General features: G+C 60.6%; 6 protein-coding genes. 2 read left to right on the top strand and 4 right to left on the bottom strand.

The window, feature by feature from the left end; all coding sequences use genetic code 11:
• Positions 1 to 136 precede the first annotated feature (136 nt).
• Positions 137 to 4,546 (top strand): lamin tail domain-containing protein, encoded by a 4,410-nt coding sequence (locus NXS98_RS03395; RefSeq protein WP_283847063.1) that lies wholly within the window; start codon positions 137 to 139, stop codon positions 4,544 to 4,546.
• An 8-nt stretch (positions 4,547 to 4,554) separates the two neighbouring features.
• On the opposite strand, the gene NXS98_RS03390 is transcribed toward NXS98_RS03395, so the two are convergent.
• On the bottom strand, positions 4,555 to 8,334 hold the full coding sequence (locus tag NXS98_RS03390) for a hypothetical protein (RefSeq protein WP_283847062.1): 3,780 nt from the start codon (positions 8,332 to 8,334) through the stop codon (positions 4,555 to 4,557).
• Between the two features lie 34 nt (positions 8,335 to 8,368).
• Between NXS98_RS03390 and NXS98_RS03385 the strand changes: the two genes are divergently transcribed.
• Positions 8,369 to 9,163 carry a 3-keto-disaccharide hydrolase gene (locus NXS98_RS03385; protein WP_283847061.1) on the top strand — a complete coding sequence of 265 codons (795 nt, stop codon included), beginning with the start codon at positions 8,369 to 8,371 and terminating at the stop codon, positions 9,161 to 9,163.
• 17 nt (positions 9,164 to 9,180) lie between these two features.
• Here NXS98_RS03385 and NXS98_RS03380 read toward each other — a convergent pair whose 3' ends face one another.
• From NXS98_RS03380 to NXS98_RS03370, 3 genes are all read right to left on the bottom strand, one after another.
• A complete protein-coding gene (locus tag NXS98_RS03380) occupies positions 9,181 to 10,374 on the bottom strand; it encodes a UxaA family hydrolase (RefSeq protein ID WP_283847060.1) in 1,194 nt (397 codons plus the stop codon).
• Between the two features lies 1 nt (position 10,375).
• Positions 10,376 to 10,696: a UxaA family hydrolase gene (locus NXS98_RS03375; RefSeq protein WP_283847059.1), complete on the bottom strand. Its 321-nt coding sequence runs from the start codon at positions 10,694 to 10,696 to the stop codon at positions 10,376 to 10,378.
• 100 nt (positions 10,697 to 10,796) lie between these two features.
• The gene (locus NXS98_RS03370; RefSeq protein ID WP_283847058.1) at positions 10,797 to 18,425 is read right to left on the bottom strand and encodes a lamin tail domain-containing protein; all 7,629 of its coding nucleotides are present in this window, start codon (positions 18,423 to 18,425) and stop codon (positions 10,797 to 10,799) included.
• Positions 18,426 to 18,602 lie beyond the last annotated feature (177 nt).

The raw sequence follows: 18,602 nt of genomic DNA, 5'->3' as shown, positions 1-18,602 counted from the left end.
TTCGCCATGGCATGGGGAAATCATTGTCACCCAACGGCCATTGTGGCTATATTCCCACAACACCACTACTCAACTACCCATGCGTGTGTGTTGTGCGGCCAATGGGCCCGGCAGGGCGATGCGTCGGATTGTGCAAATGGCACTTTCCGCTCTGCTGGCCTTTTCCCTGCCCGTTTTCGGCGGCATTTTTCTTCAGGAGTTCATGGCCGAAAATGACGGCGGGTTGCGGGATGAAGACGGCGACAGCCCGGACTGGATTGAGCTTTACAATGACAGCGACGCTCCCCTCTCACTGGCAGGCTGGCGGCTCACTGATGACCCAGCCAATCCCGCCAAGTGGTCTTTTCCTGCCACCAACTTGCCGTCTTTGAGTTATCTAATCGTGTTTGCCTCCGGCAAAAACCGGGCTGTGCCGGGCGGCGAACTGCACACGAATTTTCGCCTGCAAAACGCGGGCGGATATCTGGCGTTGCTGGACGCCCAGGGCACGCCGGTTTCAGTGTACTCCAATTATCCCCCGCAACGCGCCAACGTGACTTATGGGCGCAAAACCGTGACGCAAATCACAAGCTGGATCGCCACCAACACCGCCTATCGCTGGAAAATCATGACCAACCCCGTCGAATTGACCGGCTGGAACGCGCCCGGCTTTGATGCCTCCTCATGGCCTGCCGCCGCCGGCAGCATGGGATTTTCCTCCACCGACAACATCTTGCTGCGTTTGGATTTCGACGAACGCGGCACGACACCGGTGACACAACCCGGGTTCGAGTCCTTTGTCATCAATTCCAACACCAGCGCCACCGCCGCCCAAAGCGCCCCCACCGTGCGCTGGTTCGGCAATTTGCAGGTCACCTTGTCCAATACCCCGCCAGATAATTACGATGACCGGCTCCGCAGTCAGCCCGTCAACAGCGGCACCTTCACCCTCTCAGCGCTGTTGCGCGATTTCGTATTCAGCGGCTCCCGCACCAATCAAGGGGGACTGGACCTCACCATCAGCGGCCTGCCCGCCAATCAAGCCTGCGAAGTGACCCTGTGGTCCTATGACAACTCCAGCCCGGGCAGCCGCCGCTCCACCTGGTCTGCCAACGGCGTTACAGTCGTCAATCTCTACGCCTTTGATGGCACCGTGCTGCCGGTCTCCGACAACGATTACCGCATGCAATTCAGCGCGATGATTAACGCGCAAGGGCAATTGAAAATCTCCGGGCGCCGCGACCCCAGCAGTGTAGGCAGCGGCGGCGCGGCGGATTATGGCGTATTCCTGAATGCGCTGGAAATTAAACAGCCCGGTCTGGCGGCGTATGTGCAGAATGATATCCGCACACTCATGCGTGGCCGGAGCACCAGCCTGGCCTTCCGCCATCTCTTCACCACCAGCACCAACGTCCTGCCCCAGTTCCTGCGGCTGCGCGTGCGTTACAAAGATGGTTTCGCCGCCTGGCTCAACGGCCTGCCGCTCGTTGCCCGGAATGCCCCGGCCGAGCCGGCCTGGGACGCGCGCGCCCTCTCCGAGCGTCCCCTGGCAGAAGCCGCCCGCGAAGAGGAAATCGTCATTCCCGCCTCCCTGGCAGCGCTTCAGCCCGGCACCAATGTGCTGGCGATTCAGGCCATGAGTTATTCCACCAATACTTCCCACTTCCTCTTCAGTGCCACGCTCGAAGGCTTTTCAGAACAGGGCGTAGGACATTTTTACTTTCCGCAGCCCACGCCCGCAGCGCCCAACGCCACCGGATACCAGGGATTTGTCAGCGACACGAAGTTTAGTGTGGACCGCGGTTTTTACGACACGCCTTTTACGGTGGCGATTACGAGCGCCACCCCGGGTGCTCTCATCTATTACACCACCGACGGCAGCCGCCCCTCGCCCACCAACGGCTCGTTGTACCAAGGGCCGCTCCTCATCACCAATACCACGTTGCTCCGCGCTGCCGCCTGGGCAGAGCATCTCATCCCCACTGAGCCGGATACGCATTCTTACATTTTCCTGGAGAGCGTGCTGCGCCAGCCGAACACCTTGCCCGGCTATCCCACCACCTGGCAGGCATCGTACCCGGCAGATTATGAGATGGACCCCAACGTGGTGAATCACCCCCGCTACAGCAATAGCATCCGGCAGGATTTACTGGCGATTCCCACTGTCTCCATGGTCACCGAGCACGACAGCCTGTGGGGGGCGGCGCGCGGCATCTACCTCAATTCCACCAGTGTCCACGACCCTGCCACCGGCCAGGATTGGGAACGCGCTGCCTCCGTGGAGTTGATTCTGCCGGATGGCCGCAAAGGATTTCAGGCCAACTGCGGCATCCGCATCCAGGGCAACGCCAGCCGCGACAACAATCGTCTCGCTAAACACTCCGTGCGCCTCCTGTTCAAATCCGAGTATGGCCCCTCCAAATTGCGCTATGACTGGTTTGGCGGCGGCGTGCAGCAATTTGACAACCTCATTCTGCGTGCCGGCTTCACGGATACCTGGGCCACGCGCTACTCCGACCAAACAGCCATCCCCGGCGGCAAAGGCACGCGCTACCGCCCCGAAGACTCCCTGTTATTACGGGATGGCTGGGTGAAAGATTCCATGCGCGACATGGGCCATCTGGCCGCTCGTCACCGCTTTGTCCATCTCTATCTCAACGGCCTGTATTGGGGGGTCTATAATCCCTCGGAGCGCATGGACGCCTCGTACTGCGCCGAGCATCTGGGGGGCAGCGAGCAGGATTGGGATGTGCTCTGCGGCGATGCCATTTATGACTTCGCCACCTTGAAAGATGGGTTCAAGGACGACTGGAATGAACTCATGGCGCTGGTGAATGCCGGCATCACCAATGAGGCCGCCTTTCAGGCCATCACCCAGCGGGTGGATGTGGCTAATCTAATAGACTACATGATTCTCCACATCGTGGCCGAGGCGGAGGACTGGCCGCATCATAACTGGTACGCCGTCCATCGCCGCGCCAATCCACGCACCGGCCTGCCCGCCACCCCCTGGATTTTTCTCCCCTGGGACCAGGAAATCGTCCTCGACCAACTCGTCCGCCGCAACCGCGTGGAAGTCAATAATCCCGACACCCCCGCGCGGATTTACGGCGCTTTACGCGCCTGGCCGGAATTCCGGCGCATGTTTGGCGACCGCGTGCACAAGCATTTGTTCAACCACGGCGCCCTGACCCCGGAAAAAAACATCGCCCGCCTCATGGCGCGCGTCGCAGAAATTGACCGCGCCATCGTGGGCGAAAGCGCGCGCTGGGGCGACGCCCGCGAGTTCACCATCGGCGCCAACCCCGGCCACGGCCAGACCTTCACCCGCGATGAATGGTGGTGGCCGGAAATCGAAAAATTGCGCACCAATTACTTCCCCACCCTCACCGAAATCAACGTGGCCCGCTTTCGCGCCGCCGGCCTTTACCCCGCCTTGGCCGCGCCGCAATTCAGCCGCTTCGGCGGCGAGGTGGCCCCGGATTACTCACTCACCCTCAGCCACACCAACCTTTCCGGAACCATCTTTTACACACTGAATGGTGAAGACCCGCGAGTTTATGGGAGCGGCATGGTGGCCGCCAGCGCCCTCACGTATCAAGGCCCCATCACCATCACCGACCCCGTGCGCGTCATGGCCCGGGTCTTTGCCGGCGGCCAATGGAGCGCGCTGGCCGAAGCCATGTTCTATCCCACCCAAAATTTGCAGGCGCTCACCCTGACCGAAGTAATGTACAATCCTCCAGCGGCCTTTGGCATGGCTGGCGAACTCTTTGAGTTTGTGGAGTTATGGAATCGCTCCAGCCAACCCCTGAACCTTTCTGGCTTCCAATTCATTCAAGGCATTCAGTTCACCTTCACCAATGGCACCCGCCTTGCACCCCACGCATACGCCGTGCTGGTGGCCGATGCCGCCGCCTTCGCACTGAAATATCCCGGCGTGCCCGTGTTGGGCGTGTACACCGGCCGGCTCGACAATGGCGGGGAGCGCATCACTCTGGCGGACCCGCGCGGCGCGCCCGTGCTGTCCTTGAATTACGATGACGTGCCCCCCTGGCCCCTCGAGCCCGATAACGGAGGATACTCCCTCGTGCAACGGTACCCCTTGCACTTCCAGGCTCCCGAAGACCCGCTGAAATGGCGGGCCAGCGCCGCCCCGGGCGGCTCGCCGGGCGCCCCCGATGGCGACGACATGGACAGCGATGGACTGCCCGATGCCTGGGAAATTCAACACGGCCTGATAAGCCAAAATCCTACCGATGCCATGGAAGACCCGGATGGGGACGGCCACAGTAATTTGGAGGAATACCTTGCCGGCACGGACCCCCGCGACCCCCGCAGCCACGTGCGCCTCCGTCTCGAGCACCACCAAGGCCAGCTCACCTTGAGCGGCCTCCAGACCGCGGGCCGCAATGTGCACATCCTCTATCGTTCCAACCTCTGGAGCGGGGCATGGGAAACGTGGACCAACCTGTCCGCCCCCGCCAACGCTCAGGAGTGGAGGTTGAACTTGCCCGGCGCTACAGAAGGCCAGAGGTTTTATCGCCTGCAAGTCACCTGGCCCTGACCCGGCGCTTAATCATCCACCAGCTCATACCCAAAAACATCCCGCTGCACGCGAAATTCCACCCGGCCATTACTCACCTTGGCCGCCACCTGCCCGCCGCGCTGCCCCTTCCGGTCCACAGTCAACACCCGCACGGGCCGCGTCAGCGGCCCCCAGCATTGTTGCGGACGCAGCTCCACGTCAAAATCCTCGCCATCTGGCAACGGAATCACCAGCCGCCGCCCCTGTACCTGTGCCAGCTTCACCGCCCCCGTGGTAAGGGCCACCCCAAAATCCACCGCCCGCCGATTGGGCAGCAGCCGTGGATTCGGTTGATACTCCTCCGCCGGCGGCTCAAAACGCATGCCGGTGATTTTTCCCCCGCTCCCGCTGATGACCAGTTTGCCCACGCGATAACGATGGTCGGAAGCATCATCACCCAGAAGTGTATAGCGGCGCCCCCCCTCCCCGCTGGCATTATACAGCCCCACCAACGCCGCATATTCGCCCGGCTGCATGGTCTCGGGAATCGTCACCGTGAAATCAGTCACCACCTCCCCCTGCCATTGAGTGGTGGGCGTGGCCGGCACTCCTCCCCCGTTAAATTCTGCCGGACTGTAACGGCCCGGCACGGGACGGGAGAAGTGATAAAACACAGTCAGGTTGCGCGGGGCCGGTTGCTGGGCCTTCCATTTAACCTGCAGCCGGAATTGCCGCTCGCCCACCGGCTGAAAACCCGCAAACACCGGTTGAATCAACAGCGGCGCATCCGGCAGGTATCCGCGCCCGTTGACATACCATTCCCCCGGACGGCGCGAACGCTCGATAATTTGCCCGTCCACGCGCTCAATGGCCGACTCCACTGCCCCCTTCACCGCATAATACCCAAACTGCGGCAGCACCCGCCCCTCCACCGTCCAGTCGTTGGTCCCCCGATTGACCCACACCCGCCCCCCCGACTCCCAGTGAATGAGAAGCCGGTGTGGATTGCCCTCCACAAACTCCACCTGCCGGATTTCATCCCGGGCCACACTTTCCACCCATCCCTGCGCCAGCCAGTACTTGCGAATGGCTTCGCGCCCCGTGTTGCGCAAATCAATCATCAAGTCGTTACCGGTGAGTATTTCCGCGCTGAGATAATCATCGCTGGTAATGCCGTGCAGGGAGCGCCCCCGCCCCCCTTCGTAACGCCCGGGATACCCCACCCCATGCAGGCTGAACCGCGCATGATTCACCGCATTAAACCACGGCACCCGCGCCCAATCCCGGCAGGCCACCCGGTTGTTGAACGGCCCGCCCGTGGCGCTGAGATGCAAAAATTGGCAATCCGCCCCATCCAGATAACCAATGAGCTGGTCACTGCCGGCTTCGCTGGTGGTGGGCCCGCCACCGCAGGCCTTGCGAATGTAATTAAAGGCCTCGCCCCAATGGCGAAGGGTCTCAGTTTTGGAGTGAAACCGGCCGTGCCGGTCAAAGTAATCAAAGGCGTTGATGGACGTCCAGACGTCCACAAAATAGGTGTTGGGTTCCAGAGCCGGCGCAATCATCTGGAGGTTGCGCCGCAAAAAAGGCATCACTCGGTCGGGGCGGAATTGATAACTTTGCGCGTTGCGCCCCTCATTCAACCATGCCTTGCGCGGCTGGCCCTCCGCCGTGAACGTCACATTCTCATAACTGAAATCCGTGCAGTCGGGGTAAATGTCAATGTAGTTGTCGTGCAGCCCCCATTGCACGCCGCGCGCGCGGCACAGACGGCTTTGTGCCTGCAGTTCCTCCAGCGTGCCCAGCGTCGGCAGCGGCGGATAAATATCCGGCAAACGATAATCGTATCCCCACCGCTGCCACACGTGAATAATCACCATGGAATTGGTCAGGCCGTAGTCAAAACACCGTTGCAGCCGAGCGGTGTTCTCCGCGTATCGCCCGCCCCACAAATCAAACACAAACCGCCCCGCCTTCAACGCCACCGCCGGCGCCGGTTTTTTGTCATACAAGGGGCGGTATCGTATCGCGCAATCCATCGCTCCGCGCCGGCCGGGCACAAAGGTGAACATGGCGTCCGGATGCGTGTGCAAGGCGTAAGTGCGCGTCCCCGGATTGACATCGAAATAATCCACCGGAGCGTCAGAAGCCACCAGCAATGACAGTCCGTTGTCGAAGTCCAGGCCCACGTGGCTGGTGGCCAGATTATGCCCGCCACCACCCGCCCGAAACGCCTGAGGCTCCTCAATGCAATAGCCGTGCCCGTAATAAACCCGGCGCGCTGTGCGATCCGCCGGGCCGGTGGTTAAATCGGTGATGCGCCGGTCACAGGATATCTTGATGCGCAAACCCGGCCCTTCAGCCCACACCTCCGCCACCAACTGCCCCGGCCCGTCCACCGTCTGCAGGCGGTGGGTCACCCGCCACCGCCCTCGCGCAACGGCGGTGCTCACCCGCTCCACCACCACCCCCGCCGGCCAGCCGCCCACGGGCAAATCCAGCACCTGCATGGCCATGCCCTCCCACACCACGGCGGCATCGCCACTACCAAAAGCAATCGCCGCATCAGCCAGTCCGTTAGGCCCCAACACCACGGCCGCCCGCAAACCCTCCCCCAACTCATAAACCATCGCCTCCCGCCCGGCTTTTCCCGAGGCCAGAGCGGCGCGCGCCTGCGTCTGCAACTGCGCTTTTTCCGCTGCGCTCAACCGTCTGGGCTCCATCCCGACAAGGATTACAGGGTCCCCCCAATAGGCCGCGTCGCAGGTGGTGTTTTGCTTCGGGCCGGGATGCGTCTCCAGCCGCAACACGATTTCCCGTCCACGATAACGGCTTAAATCCACCTCACCCAATACCCACGTCTTGCTGTCGCTGTGCCGTTCAAACACCACTTCTTCGTTGACCCACACCCGGAAGGTCACCCCATCGCTGGGCGGTTCTGTGGCCGTGTGGTCACGAATGGCATTATAAAATGCCAGACGCGCCCCAGCCTGCGGCAAGCGCACTTTCCATTCCATCCACACCGTGCCCGCGTGCTTGCGCCATGGCGGATGCACCATCCAGGAAGCGCGCGACTCACCGCGCTGCGCCGCCCCCTGCCCCACTGACGTGCCGCTGGGCTCATGCGTGCCCGTCCAACCCGCCGGCAGCGATTCCGCAGGCTGGCCGAAATATTGCCAGACGACGCGATGCGGCTTGGTGCGCACGAGCGGCACAGCCCCGGCCGCCGGGACCACCAGAGCCGCCGGCGGCGCCGTGACCCGTGGCAATTGCGTGAAATCATTGGTAAAAATCCGCACCGCCTCAGCCTCCAGACGCCGGCCCTGCGCATTGGCCTCGGCCTTGATTCGCACCGGATACAACGCCGAATAGGCGCCTTCACCCACGGCCAGCGAAAAGGCCGCTTCGCGCGCCTCTGAGGGCGGCACCACAAGCGTGGACGTTGCCGGCCCCACCGCCCGGCATTCGTCCACCAGGCCGCCCATGGTCAACTTGGCCGTGAGCGGCTCCGGCGCGGCGTTGGACACCATCACCCGCACCGGCTGAGGTTGATGGTAATTGGTGACCAAAGGGACCGGCGCAATAGATAACGTCAGCGGCCCTTCCTTGACCTGATGCCCATCAAAGGCCTGCAACCCCAAAATCATTCCCAGGCCGGCAATACCACCAGCGCACAACATCCACCGAGGTTTCATGCCGCTTATCATGCCGCTGGTTTTGTCTTCTGTCACGCCTGCATTCCCCTGCTTCCATCCCCCCGCCTCTCCCGGTGAGGCGCGGTTTTTCCCCATGATGGCAGCACCCTGCTTTTCCGCGGGTTTTTGCATTGAGACGCGGAGTCATATCATTCAAAATATCCCCATGAAAGCCCTCGTAATTTTTGGTGCCATAACCGCCCTCCATTTTTCGGTGTGGGGCGCGGCGGAACTCGTGAAAGCCAAGGACGGCTCAGGCGTGTACGGCTACAAGGATACCCCCATTTTGCCTTGGTGTGGTTTTCATGTGCACGACCCCGACCGGCCCAACCCCAAACGGGTGGACCCCGGCACCGCGGGCCAGAGCGTGCTGCCCGCCAAACCACCCGCCGATGCCATTGTGTTGTTTGACGGCACGGATTTATCCAAGTGGCAAAAGCCCCTGTATAAAATCGAAGACGGCTGTCTGGTGGCCGTGGGCAACCAGGCCCTGGTCACCAAGGACAGCTTTGGCGATTGCCAGCTTCACCTGGAGTGGATGGCGCCACCGCCGGAGGGTTTCCCCTGGTATAACCGCGGCAACAATGGCGTGCTGCTCATGGGACTTTATGAAATTCAAATCTTCGACTCTTACACCGAAAAAATATATCCCGACGGCATGGCAGGGGCCATTTATGGGCAGACCCCGCCGCGCGTAAATGTCTGCCGACCCCCCGGCCAATGGCAGACCTACGACATCATTTTTACCGCGCCGGTGTTTGAAGGGGATAAACTCGTAAAACCCGCCCGCCTGACCATGTTTCACAATGGCGTGCTGGTGCATTTGAATGAAGAAATCCACGGCGAAACCGGCCATCGCATCATCCCCCAATACCGCCAAAAAATCAGTCGCGGCCCCCTCATGCTGGGCGGGCATGATTGCCCCGTAAAATTTCGCAACATCTGGATTCGTCCTCTTTGAAAAACCGTCCCCGCCCCTCAAACGCGAGGCAGGCAGGCCGGCCCCACCGGCTCGAAAGTCTTGTAGGTCAGGATGAATTCTTGATGCCCCAGCCGCTCGCTGGCAGTAGGCTCCCCCGCGGCGGTGCGCAATATCTTTTCGTAAATTTCCCGCCCCACTTCCTCCAGCGTGGCTTCACCTTCCAGAATGCGGCCGGCATTGATGTCCATGTCCTCGGCCAGCCGCCGGTAGGTCTCCGGGTTGGCGCAGATTTTAATGACCGGCGAAATGGCCGACCCCACCACCGAGCCGCGCCCCGTGGTGAACAAGGTCACATGCGCGCCGCAGGCCATCAGTTCGGCAATTTCGGCATTGTCGCAAATGTTGGCAAAACCGAAACGCACCTCGCCATCCGGCACCACGTCCAACAAATAAAGTCCTCCCGTGGGGGGCAGGTCGCCTGGTTTCAAAATGCCCTGGATGGGTGATTGGCCGCTCTTGCTGTAGGCGCCCATGCTTTTTTCCTCCTGGGTGGTCAGCCCGCCTTCGGCATTGCCAGGGGCAAAACTGCCATGTCCCAAAGTGGCGTAATGCCGCGCAGCCTTGTTCACACAGGCGACAATCTCCGGCGCCAATTCCGGGCGCGCCGCGCGCGCCGCCATGATATGCTCGCAGCCGATGAGTTCGCCGGTCTCCTCGAAAATGGCGGCCGCTCCCTGCTCCACCAGCAAATCAAACGCCCGGCCCGCTGCAGGATTGGCCGTAATGCCGCTGGTGGCATCCGAGCCGCCGCAAATCGTGCCCACCACCAGCTCGCGCGCCTCCATGCCAACCCGGGGCGCCTCCGCCATCTGCCCCAGCGCTTTTTCCACCCACTGACATCCTTCCCGGATGCTGCGCAGCGTGCCGCCGTTTTCCTGAATGACCAGTGTTTCCACCGGCCGGCCGGTGGCGGCAATGTGCCGGGCCAGCTCCGTGCGATTGAAGCTCTCACATCCCAACGAGACCAGCAGCGCCCCGCCCACATTGGGATGCGTGCACAACCGCTGCATCATGCGGAAGGCATAGTCATTGGGGTAACATCCCGGAAAGCCAATCAAATGCACCGGTTGGCCGCGAAAGGCCTGCACCACTTCTCGGGCCACGTGATGGGCGCATTCCACCAGATAGGCCACCACCAGCACATTGCGGATGCCCTTGCGTCCATCGGAGCGCAGATAACCTTGCATCATGTTATTGGGAATGGGAAAAATATGCGGCTTGCTGCTCCCAGGTGTAGGTGGGCAGATAGTCGCTTTTCAAGTTGTGCGTATGCACGACTTCACCGCGAGCCATATCCCGCACCGCCGAACCAATCGGCACGCCGTATTTGATGATTTTTTCGCCTTGCCTGATGAAGCGCGCCGCCACCTTGAAACCCAGCGGCACCGTGGCCGCCAGCCGGACCTTTTCGCCGTCAATCCACAACTCCTCGCCCGCCGGCAGGCGGGTAATGGCCGTCAGGACGTTGTCCTCGGCCGCCAGTCGCAATAATCGCCGGTCCGTACTGTTCATGGCTTGCTCCCGCATGGGCGTAATAGGCAGGGCGTGTCCGTCCCGCCGGATTCGTTGAGACACGCCCCATGGCAATGACCATCCCTTTATATGGGCTGGCTCAAGGCACTTCAATCACGCGGTAGAATCGGCTGGGTTGCGTCAGGATGTTATCCTGCACGGTCAGCGTGGCGCCCGTGGCGGTTTGTGGCGTGCCGAAGTTAAGCCAGGTCGGGTCACTCAACTGATTCTTGTACTGCACTTGATAACGCTTGCCCACCGTGGTTTGGAAGCCCAGGCTTATCAGGCTGCCGTTGATACGCATATCCGCCAGATTGAAGCGCGGCGGCTGGCTGACTTGTCCGCCCACATTCGAGCTCCCCGGTGTCGGGCTGCTGAGCGTCTGAATGGACGTCGTACCATCCGGGTAGCGTCCCTGGCTCACATCCGACGTCTGCGGGCCAAACGTGACCAAATCCACCAGTTGGCCATCCGGCCCAAACAAGGCAATGTCATCCCCATTGCGGCTCAAGGCAAAGTTGACATGCAGCTCCGGTGAATTCGTGCTGTTCCGATGCGGCGCATTATCCGCCCAGACCAGCAGGAAGCCCCGCGGCGGGATGATGTAGCCCGGCGGTATGCGAAATTGCTGCGGCGCCGCGTTGGGAGCATCGGTGAGATAATATCCCGCCAGATCCACCGGTTGGTCGCCGGGATTATACAGCTCAAACCAGTCCTCAAACGCCAGCCCATGCGGTTCCTGCAACGTGCGCGTATTGCTGGCCATCCATTCATTGACCCGCACCTCCGCAGTTTGCACCACCACCGAGCTGGCCGTGTTGGCGCTGCCGGGGGTGGCCTGCGCAAACACCCGGCGGTAGAACATCTGGCCGTTGGGATAATCCCCATAACTCTGGTCCGGCGCCAGATTGGTGTAGTTCAAATAATCCAGCACCTTCAACCCCCCGTCCACCGGCATCACCAGCGCCACCGAACCCGCTCCCCCGCTCAAACGGAAGTTCGTGTGCACATTCGTCCCCGCACTCTGCCCCTCCTGCCCATCGCACCACACCACCCGATACTCCCCAGGCCCCAACACCGTCCCCGCCGGAAACGCCCACTGCCCCAGGTTCGTGTACTGGTTCGCCAAATACCACCCCGTCAAATCCACCGCATTGCTCCCCCCATTGTACAACTCCACCCACGGCTCCCGCTCCCCATAGTTGTCCACCCCCCCAGCCCCATTCTCCGCCTGCACCTCGTTCAAATACACCCCAGGCAGCTCCGGCAACAAACCCTCCACCGGATTCCCCAACCCCGGCGACCGCCCATACGTCGAAGCGTGCACCACAAAGTTCGAGGTCACAAACGCCGTCACATACACCGTCAAATTGCTCACACTGTCGCTCGGCAAATACCACAAACTCACCGTGTACGTCATCCCCGTCTTCAACACCAACGGCTGCGACAACGACTGCGCCGCCTGCGTCACCCGCCCCGTCGCCACCAGCCGCAAACTGTACTGCCCGCTCCGGCTCACACTCCCATCTCGCACCGTCGGCTGGGTCATCGTCCCCTTCACCCACGTCCCCTCCAGCGGCGCCTCAAAATCCCCGTTCACCACGTAGTTTGTCCCCCCGCCGACTTCGGTTCCCTCCTCCACCCGCAAATCGTCAATCCATATCTCCCCTGCATTCGAGAAATGGAAAAACAAATTCGTCCAGTTCAACGTGGCCCGGTTGGACAAACTGAAATACTTGAACTTCCATCCCTGCCCGTCCGCCCAGTTCAACGGCCGGCTGTGGTCCCGCCGCGCGTCCACCAACTGCAATGCCGCCCCGCCCCCGGCCGCCTTCAAGGACCACGGCAAACTTGGCTCGTAGCGGATACGGTCCACCACCACCATTTCATTGCCGACAGGACGCAGCAAGGTCAGGGTTTCGCCGTCAGGGTCCAGACGTCCATTAAACGTATCCACCACCGCCGCCGCGGCCGTGGTGCCATAGGCGGCCGCAAAGGCGGCGCGGTCCTTGGCCAGCACCAGGCGCTGCTGGGGACGGATGATGGTGCCCAACGGAAACTCATAGTCCAGCCCATTCACCCGCCAGTACGAAAGGTCGAAGGCGTAATCGGTGGAGGCATTGAAGATTTCCACATACTCCGCATTGGTCACAGTAGGCTTGTACATGATTTCACTAAACATGACCGTGCCTTCCGCCGCCGGGGTGGAACCGGTATAATAAACCACATTGGTGACTTTCATCCCGGGAATGGGCTGGTCGTTCAAGTCGCACGCCTCCAGGACAAAAACGTTTTCGGACTCTTTGGCCGCCAGCGTCAGCCCCCAACGCGTGAAGTTGGTCCAGGAAACTGGGTACAACTGTCCATTGACGCGAATGGATTTGACCGTCACGGGCGCCAGGCCGGTCAAATTGACCACATTCTGGCTGTTGGTCTGCACTGCGGGCACCTGAACGGCCCAGGTGGCCTGGGGCACGTTTTGCAATATGTAGGCCCGGCGCTGTTGAATCCATGCGGGGATGGAAATGCCCTGCGCGCCACTGCCCACATAGGGTGAGGTAATCCCCGTAATGCCATTGCGCAACAAGGCCTGATAGCGCGCATCCAGTTTGGGCATGTAGGCGCTGTCCATCAACACTGTCTCAGCACAGCGCTGCAAGGCCCGCAGGTAAATGCGCCGGAAATAACTATGATTGTAAAGGCGGGCGACTTCCGGCATGTGGTTTTCGCCGGTGTCCCCACCCATCGCCACCGTGAACAAGTCCTGCGAAGGCCCGTGGCCCCCCGAGCAACCCAGGGAGAAATCCAAATCCCAGAGCAGCATGTTCCATTTGCCGCCATTGGGCAGATAGACAAACTGGTTTTTGCCGCGGTTGTAACCGTAACCGTCCCAGTCGCCGACGACATGGCGAAAAGCCAGCATGGTGAGCCATTGCTCGATATCGAAGGCGTTCTCCACGGCATTGACGTAGCTGCTGTCTGGCGCGTTCAAGGCATCCACAGCCCAGTAAAGGGACGAATAATCATCATTCAACGTGCCGTTGAATTTCTTCTCCCAGCACCAGCGATAGCGGGCCTTCTTTTTCTCGCCATTGATGGTGGTAAAGTTTTGCAAACTGGCCGACTTGTTCAATTGCCGGGCTGGGGTGTCATCAAATTCAAACCAGTCATCCACCTTGAAGATTTCCCCCTCGTCTGCATCCGGGTACCACATTTGGACGTAATCGCGGTTGACCTGTTGGGAGTCCGTATAAACGGGACTGCCGCAATGAGTCCCATTGATGACCGGATGCACAAAGCGCTGGTAGCTGAACGGCAAGCCCAACTGTTCGACCATGGTGAACGACGTCAGCTCGCGCAGCAGGGTGGCATCGCGACTGGAGGGCTCGAGGGAGTCGAGGTTCAATTCATCGCTGCCCAGCAAGGGGTCATCCTCCGGCAACACCCAGACAAAATTGGCTCCAGTCACCAGGGGATTGGCGGGGTTGCGGGTGAAGGGGCTGCCGCGGTAGCGCGCGCCCGCTCCATAAATGGCGCGGAAATTGCCGTACACAAAGGTGCATTCCTGCGGCTCGTTGCTCAGCCGCTCGCGGTTCACCCAGGTGTTGTACTTGGTCTGGGTCATCCAGATGCGATAAACCCCCAGGTTGCCCGGCACCGCCAAATCCCCAAACCGCACCAGGCATTCGCTGACCGTCGGGCCGGCATCGGGGAAGGTGCGGGAAGCCGGGTTGGGGTGGGCATCGGTGGCCACCACATGGAAAGCCACCAAAGTGCCGGCGGCCTGGCCGGGGAGGACGGCGGTATATATGCCATCGCCACGCACGGCATCGCCATTTGTGCCGTCATCGTACATTGGCGCAAAAGTCAGGGTGGTATTGGGGTCAAGCCGGTACCGCAATTGGACCGAGCCGATGCCATCCGGATCGTGCACCCGGGCCGTCACCTTCACCGGTACGTTGGCAGCAGGCATGACCGGCGTGTGTTTCACCTCGACAATCGCCGGCCCATTGTTCGCCGCCATCTGGCTGTTGGGCAGACCCGGGGTGCCCAAATTGGGAGGCACGGGCAAGGTGACCACCGTTTCCACGCCACCGCCATGCAGGCGCAGCAGGACATCGCGATGGCCGCGCAGCCAGCGTAATTTGGCTTCCAGGGTTATATAAGTATTCGCGGTCAAGGTGGCATTCAAATCACATTCCACCCGGTTGGCGCCATTGTCGCCACCGGCGCTGGCCACAATGCGCAAGCTCTGGCTCGGATTCCCCGGCCCCGCGGGCTCAAGGCGCGAGGCCACATGATTGCCTTGAATCACCCAACTGCTGAGCGAGTTAAAATTGGGATTAAGAACGGTGTTGGGGCCTGTGGGAGTGGCGCGCACGGCCACGTCGTCCATCAAACACTCTCCCTTGCCAAGTATCATGACCTGAATTTCGTTCAAATCCGAGCCAGGTGTGCCCCGCGGATAAACATGGTCGGCGTAAATGTTTTGGACATAATTGGTCCAAGGCGCCTTTTGCGTTTCATCGCTGTCGGCCCAGTTGCCGGAGAGGCGGTTGTCGCTGCGCGGGTCAATCAACTCCAGGCTGCTGCCCCGGCCATCCGACCATTGGCCCCACCGGCCGGCATCCATGTAAGTCACCTCATCAATGGTAACGTACACGATATTCGTCCTTACCTGTCCCTGCGTGTTGGTGCTGTAACGATATTCGGGCATGGCCAGAGCAATCCGTTCACCGCCATCGGCCAAGGAACCCTCGTAGTTGCCGTAGGTGTTGCCGGTGTTGAGTTGAGGATATTTGGCAATCAAATTGGTGACATTCTTGGCCACCACCAAGTACTGGCCCGGCCCCAGCGTGGTCCCCACCGGGAAGGCATAATCAATGCCCTCCACAAACCGCCAGCGGCTCAAATCCACCGGCTGGGTGCCCTTGTTATACAACTCCAGGTATTCATCATTGCTGTCTTCCGTAATGGGGTTATACATCAGTTCATTGATGACAATGTCATGGATGAACAAGGGAGCGTTATTGGTGCCGGGGGTCTTGGCCGAAAGCAAACTGAACAAAGGATTACCATCCGGATAACGGCCCGAAGGTATCTCGATGGGTTGCCCCTCAAAGCGGACAAAGTCCACTACGCGCGTGAGGTTGGAATTGACCAGCAACAAGGATTCGCCGCTGGCTTCCAGGCCGAAGCCCAACTGGCTTTGGGTGAAAACGATGAAGCCGCGCGGTCCCAATCGGGTGCCATCGGGGATGCGGAACCGGTTGGTGATGGACAAATCATACATGATGCCCCGTTTATCCGTTATCCACAGGCCTGAAATATCCACCTCCTGATTGCTGTAATTATACAGCTCCACATAGTCTTCGCCGGCGGTGTTGGCCAGAAATTCATTAATCATCACCGAGCCCACCGGTTCCACCACCAAGGGGTCTAATCGCCCGGGCGAACCATCTACAAAGGCGCTGGCACTCCAGGCGCGCGGGTCATTGCAACCATAAGAAGGCCGCGCCAGCACCAGCGAATGGCCCGTTCCATCCGCTGCCGGCGGCCAGGGTTCGCGGGGACGATAATCCACCTGCTGCATGACGCCGCCCCCCGCGGTACGCAAACGCACGCGGCCGCCATTATTTGGCAGGCTGCCGGTGAACGGCCCAAAAACATTGGTCAGCCCATAATAAGCACGCACAGCTTCGGGATACTTGGCCACCACAATAATTCCCCCCGACGGCAGGATGGTGTTGGGAGGGAATTTGTACTCGATGTCCCCGCTCAACCGGAAATTGCTAATGTCCTCAAAGTAGGGATTGGAATTGAGAATCTCCACAAATTCCAAGCTGTTGCTCTGGCCGGACATTTCGCGGGGATTATACATGATTTCGGTGATGACCAGCCCGCCCCGGCGGCTGGAGGGGCCGGGAGGTTCGATGGGCGGGGTGTCCTGCGTGACCGTGCCGCCGGTCACATCCCCCAAGTTGCGCAGCTCCGCCACCGTAACGTCGTTGGAAGCACTGGCACTGGCGGCATAGCCAATGTAGATGGTGGAGGGCATGCTAATGATGGTGGAGCCCAAGGGGTACCAGGTATTGCCGTCATAGCCGACATACGTCAAAAAGGTGGTGCCCGTTCGCTTTAAACGCAGCCAAGTATAGGGATAGTTGGGCGGATAAGGCGGCGTGAGAGTTGCTGAAGAGCCGGCGGTGGTGCGGAATTCGCCAAACACGCCGGTGATGTTGGGCGTGGCCCAAACCGCGGCATACCGGGCGTTGTTCCCCAAGGCTTCACGGGCCATGATACCGGCCTTGGCCCAGGAATCTGACAGGCTGACATTTGCGACACGCACCTGCACATCAAAATCGCCGCTGCGCTGCTGGTAATAGAAAAAGAACTGATCGGTAGTGCCGCCGGTACCGGTGCCGCCGGCCAGCAAATTCACCCCCCCAGAGACATTTTCGACCCTGCCGGTGATGGTGGGATTACCCACGTTGAGCGGCACATAGGAATAGGCGATGAAAGTGCGCGTGGTGCCCGGCGCCACCACATTGGCGGCGGCAGAGCGATCGGTTACGCCGCTTACCCTCAAAGTATGCGAGGCATTGGCCAACAAGGGCAAAGAGGTGGTCAAAACCACCGCCGCGCCAGATTCATCCAAGACGGCATTGGTGATGACCATCGCGCCACTGGCATTGGTTAACACATAGTTGGCCAAATCGGTGGCAGTGGCAGCCGTAACTTTCTCGGAAAAAACCACTTGCACGCGGTTTTCACCCACTGCGAAGGCGTCCACCACCGTGGGCGCATTGGTATCGGCGCGCACGGTGACCACTGCCACCGCACTGGTGGCCGACTGCGTCACGTTGCTCACCACGTTCTGCGCCACAAACCACACCCGCGACCCATTCCAGCTCAACGGCACCTCCTCCACCACCCACACCGCCCCCGTCGCCCCCACCACCGCCTCCCCCTCCCGATACCACTGATACCCAGGCGCCGGATTCCCACTGGCTCCCCCCACCAACTCCACCCGCCCCAACTCCCCCACCACCACGTTCGTCGGCGACCGCGTCACCACCGCCGGCACCTGCACCGCCGACACCACACTCACCACCACGTTGTCTATCTGATTCCCCTCGTCCGTAATCCCGTCCGCATTGTCATCCACCCACATCACATACAACTGACCCCCCACCGGCCAGTTCACCTCCCAACTCGCACTCAACCGCCCCGGCCCCGCCAAACTCAACTCCGGCACCACCACCCAATTCCCCGCCAGCCCACTCGTACTGTACAACACCAAAAATCCCGGTATCTGCTCCCCACTCTCCGTCGCCTTGATATAGTCATACGTCAAACTCACCCGCGACACCGCCGACCCGCTCTGATTCTGCAACCGCAGCATCAACACCGTCCCGTTGTTCCCCGTCGGCCGCGTCTGCACATACCCCCCGCTCGACGACCATACCCCGTTGCCCGTCGCCCCCGGCGGATTGCCCCCATCAGCCCCCAACGCCACGTTGATGTCCGCCGCATTCAACGCCTGCGCCGCATTCACCAAATCATTGCTCACCCCGCTGGAAGTCGAACTGCCCCCAATGCTGTAGGTGCTCCAATCCCCCGCCCCAGGCTGCGTGCTAAAATTCTCCTGATACCCATTCGGCCCCACCAACGCCGCTTGAGCCACCAGAGCGACGCACAACAATACGACACTGCAAATTTTTTTCATGTGAGGATGTTTGTTACGTGGATGTTACAAGCGCATTTCCAATATAACCCGGCCCGATAACTGCCTCAAATGTCAGGTCAGCCACCTTTGGGACAATTGTAAGTCCTTTTACCACAACACTTTGCGTTTGAAACGCAAAATCGTCTTCCCATGGCTTCATGGCACTTAAGGTCATGG

Origin of the sequence: Fontisphaera persica (genome assembly GCF_024832785.1) — a bacterium.
Classification (GTDB): domain Bacteria; phylum Verrucomicrobiota; class Verrucomicrobiia; order Limisphaerales; family Fontisphaeraceae; genus Fontisphaera; species Fontisphaera persica.
The sequence above is the reverse complement of the archived record's forward strand: the minus strand, read 5'-3'. Positions and strand labels throughout refer to the sequence as shown.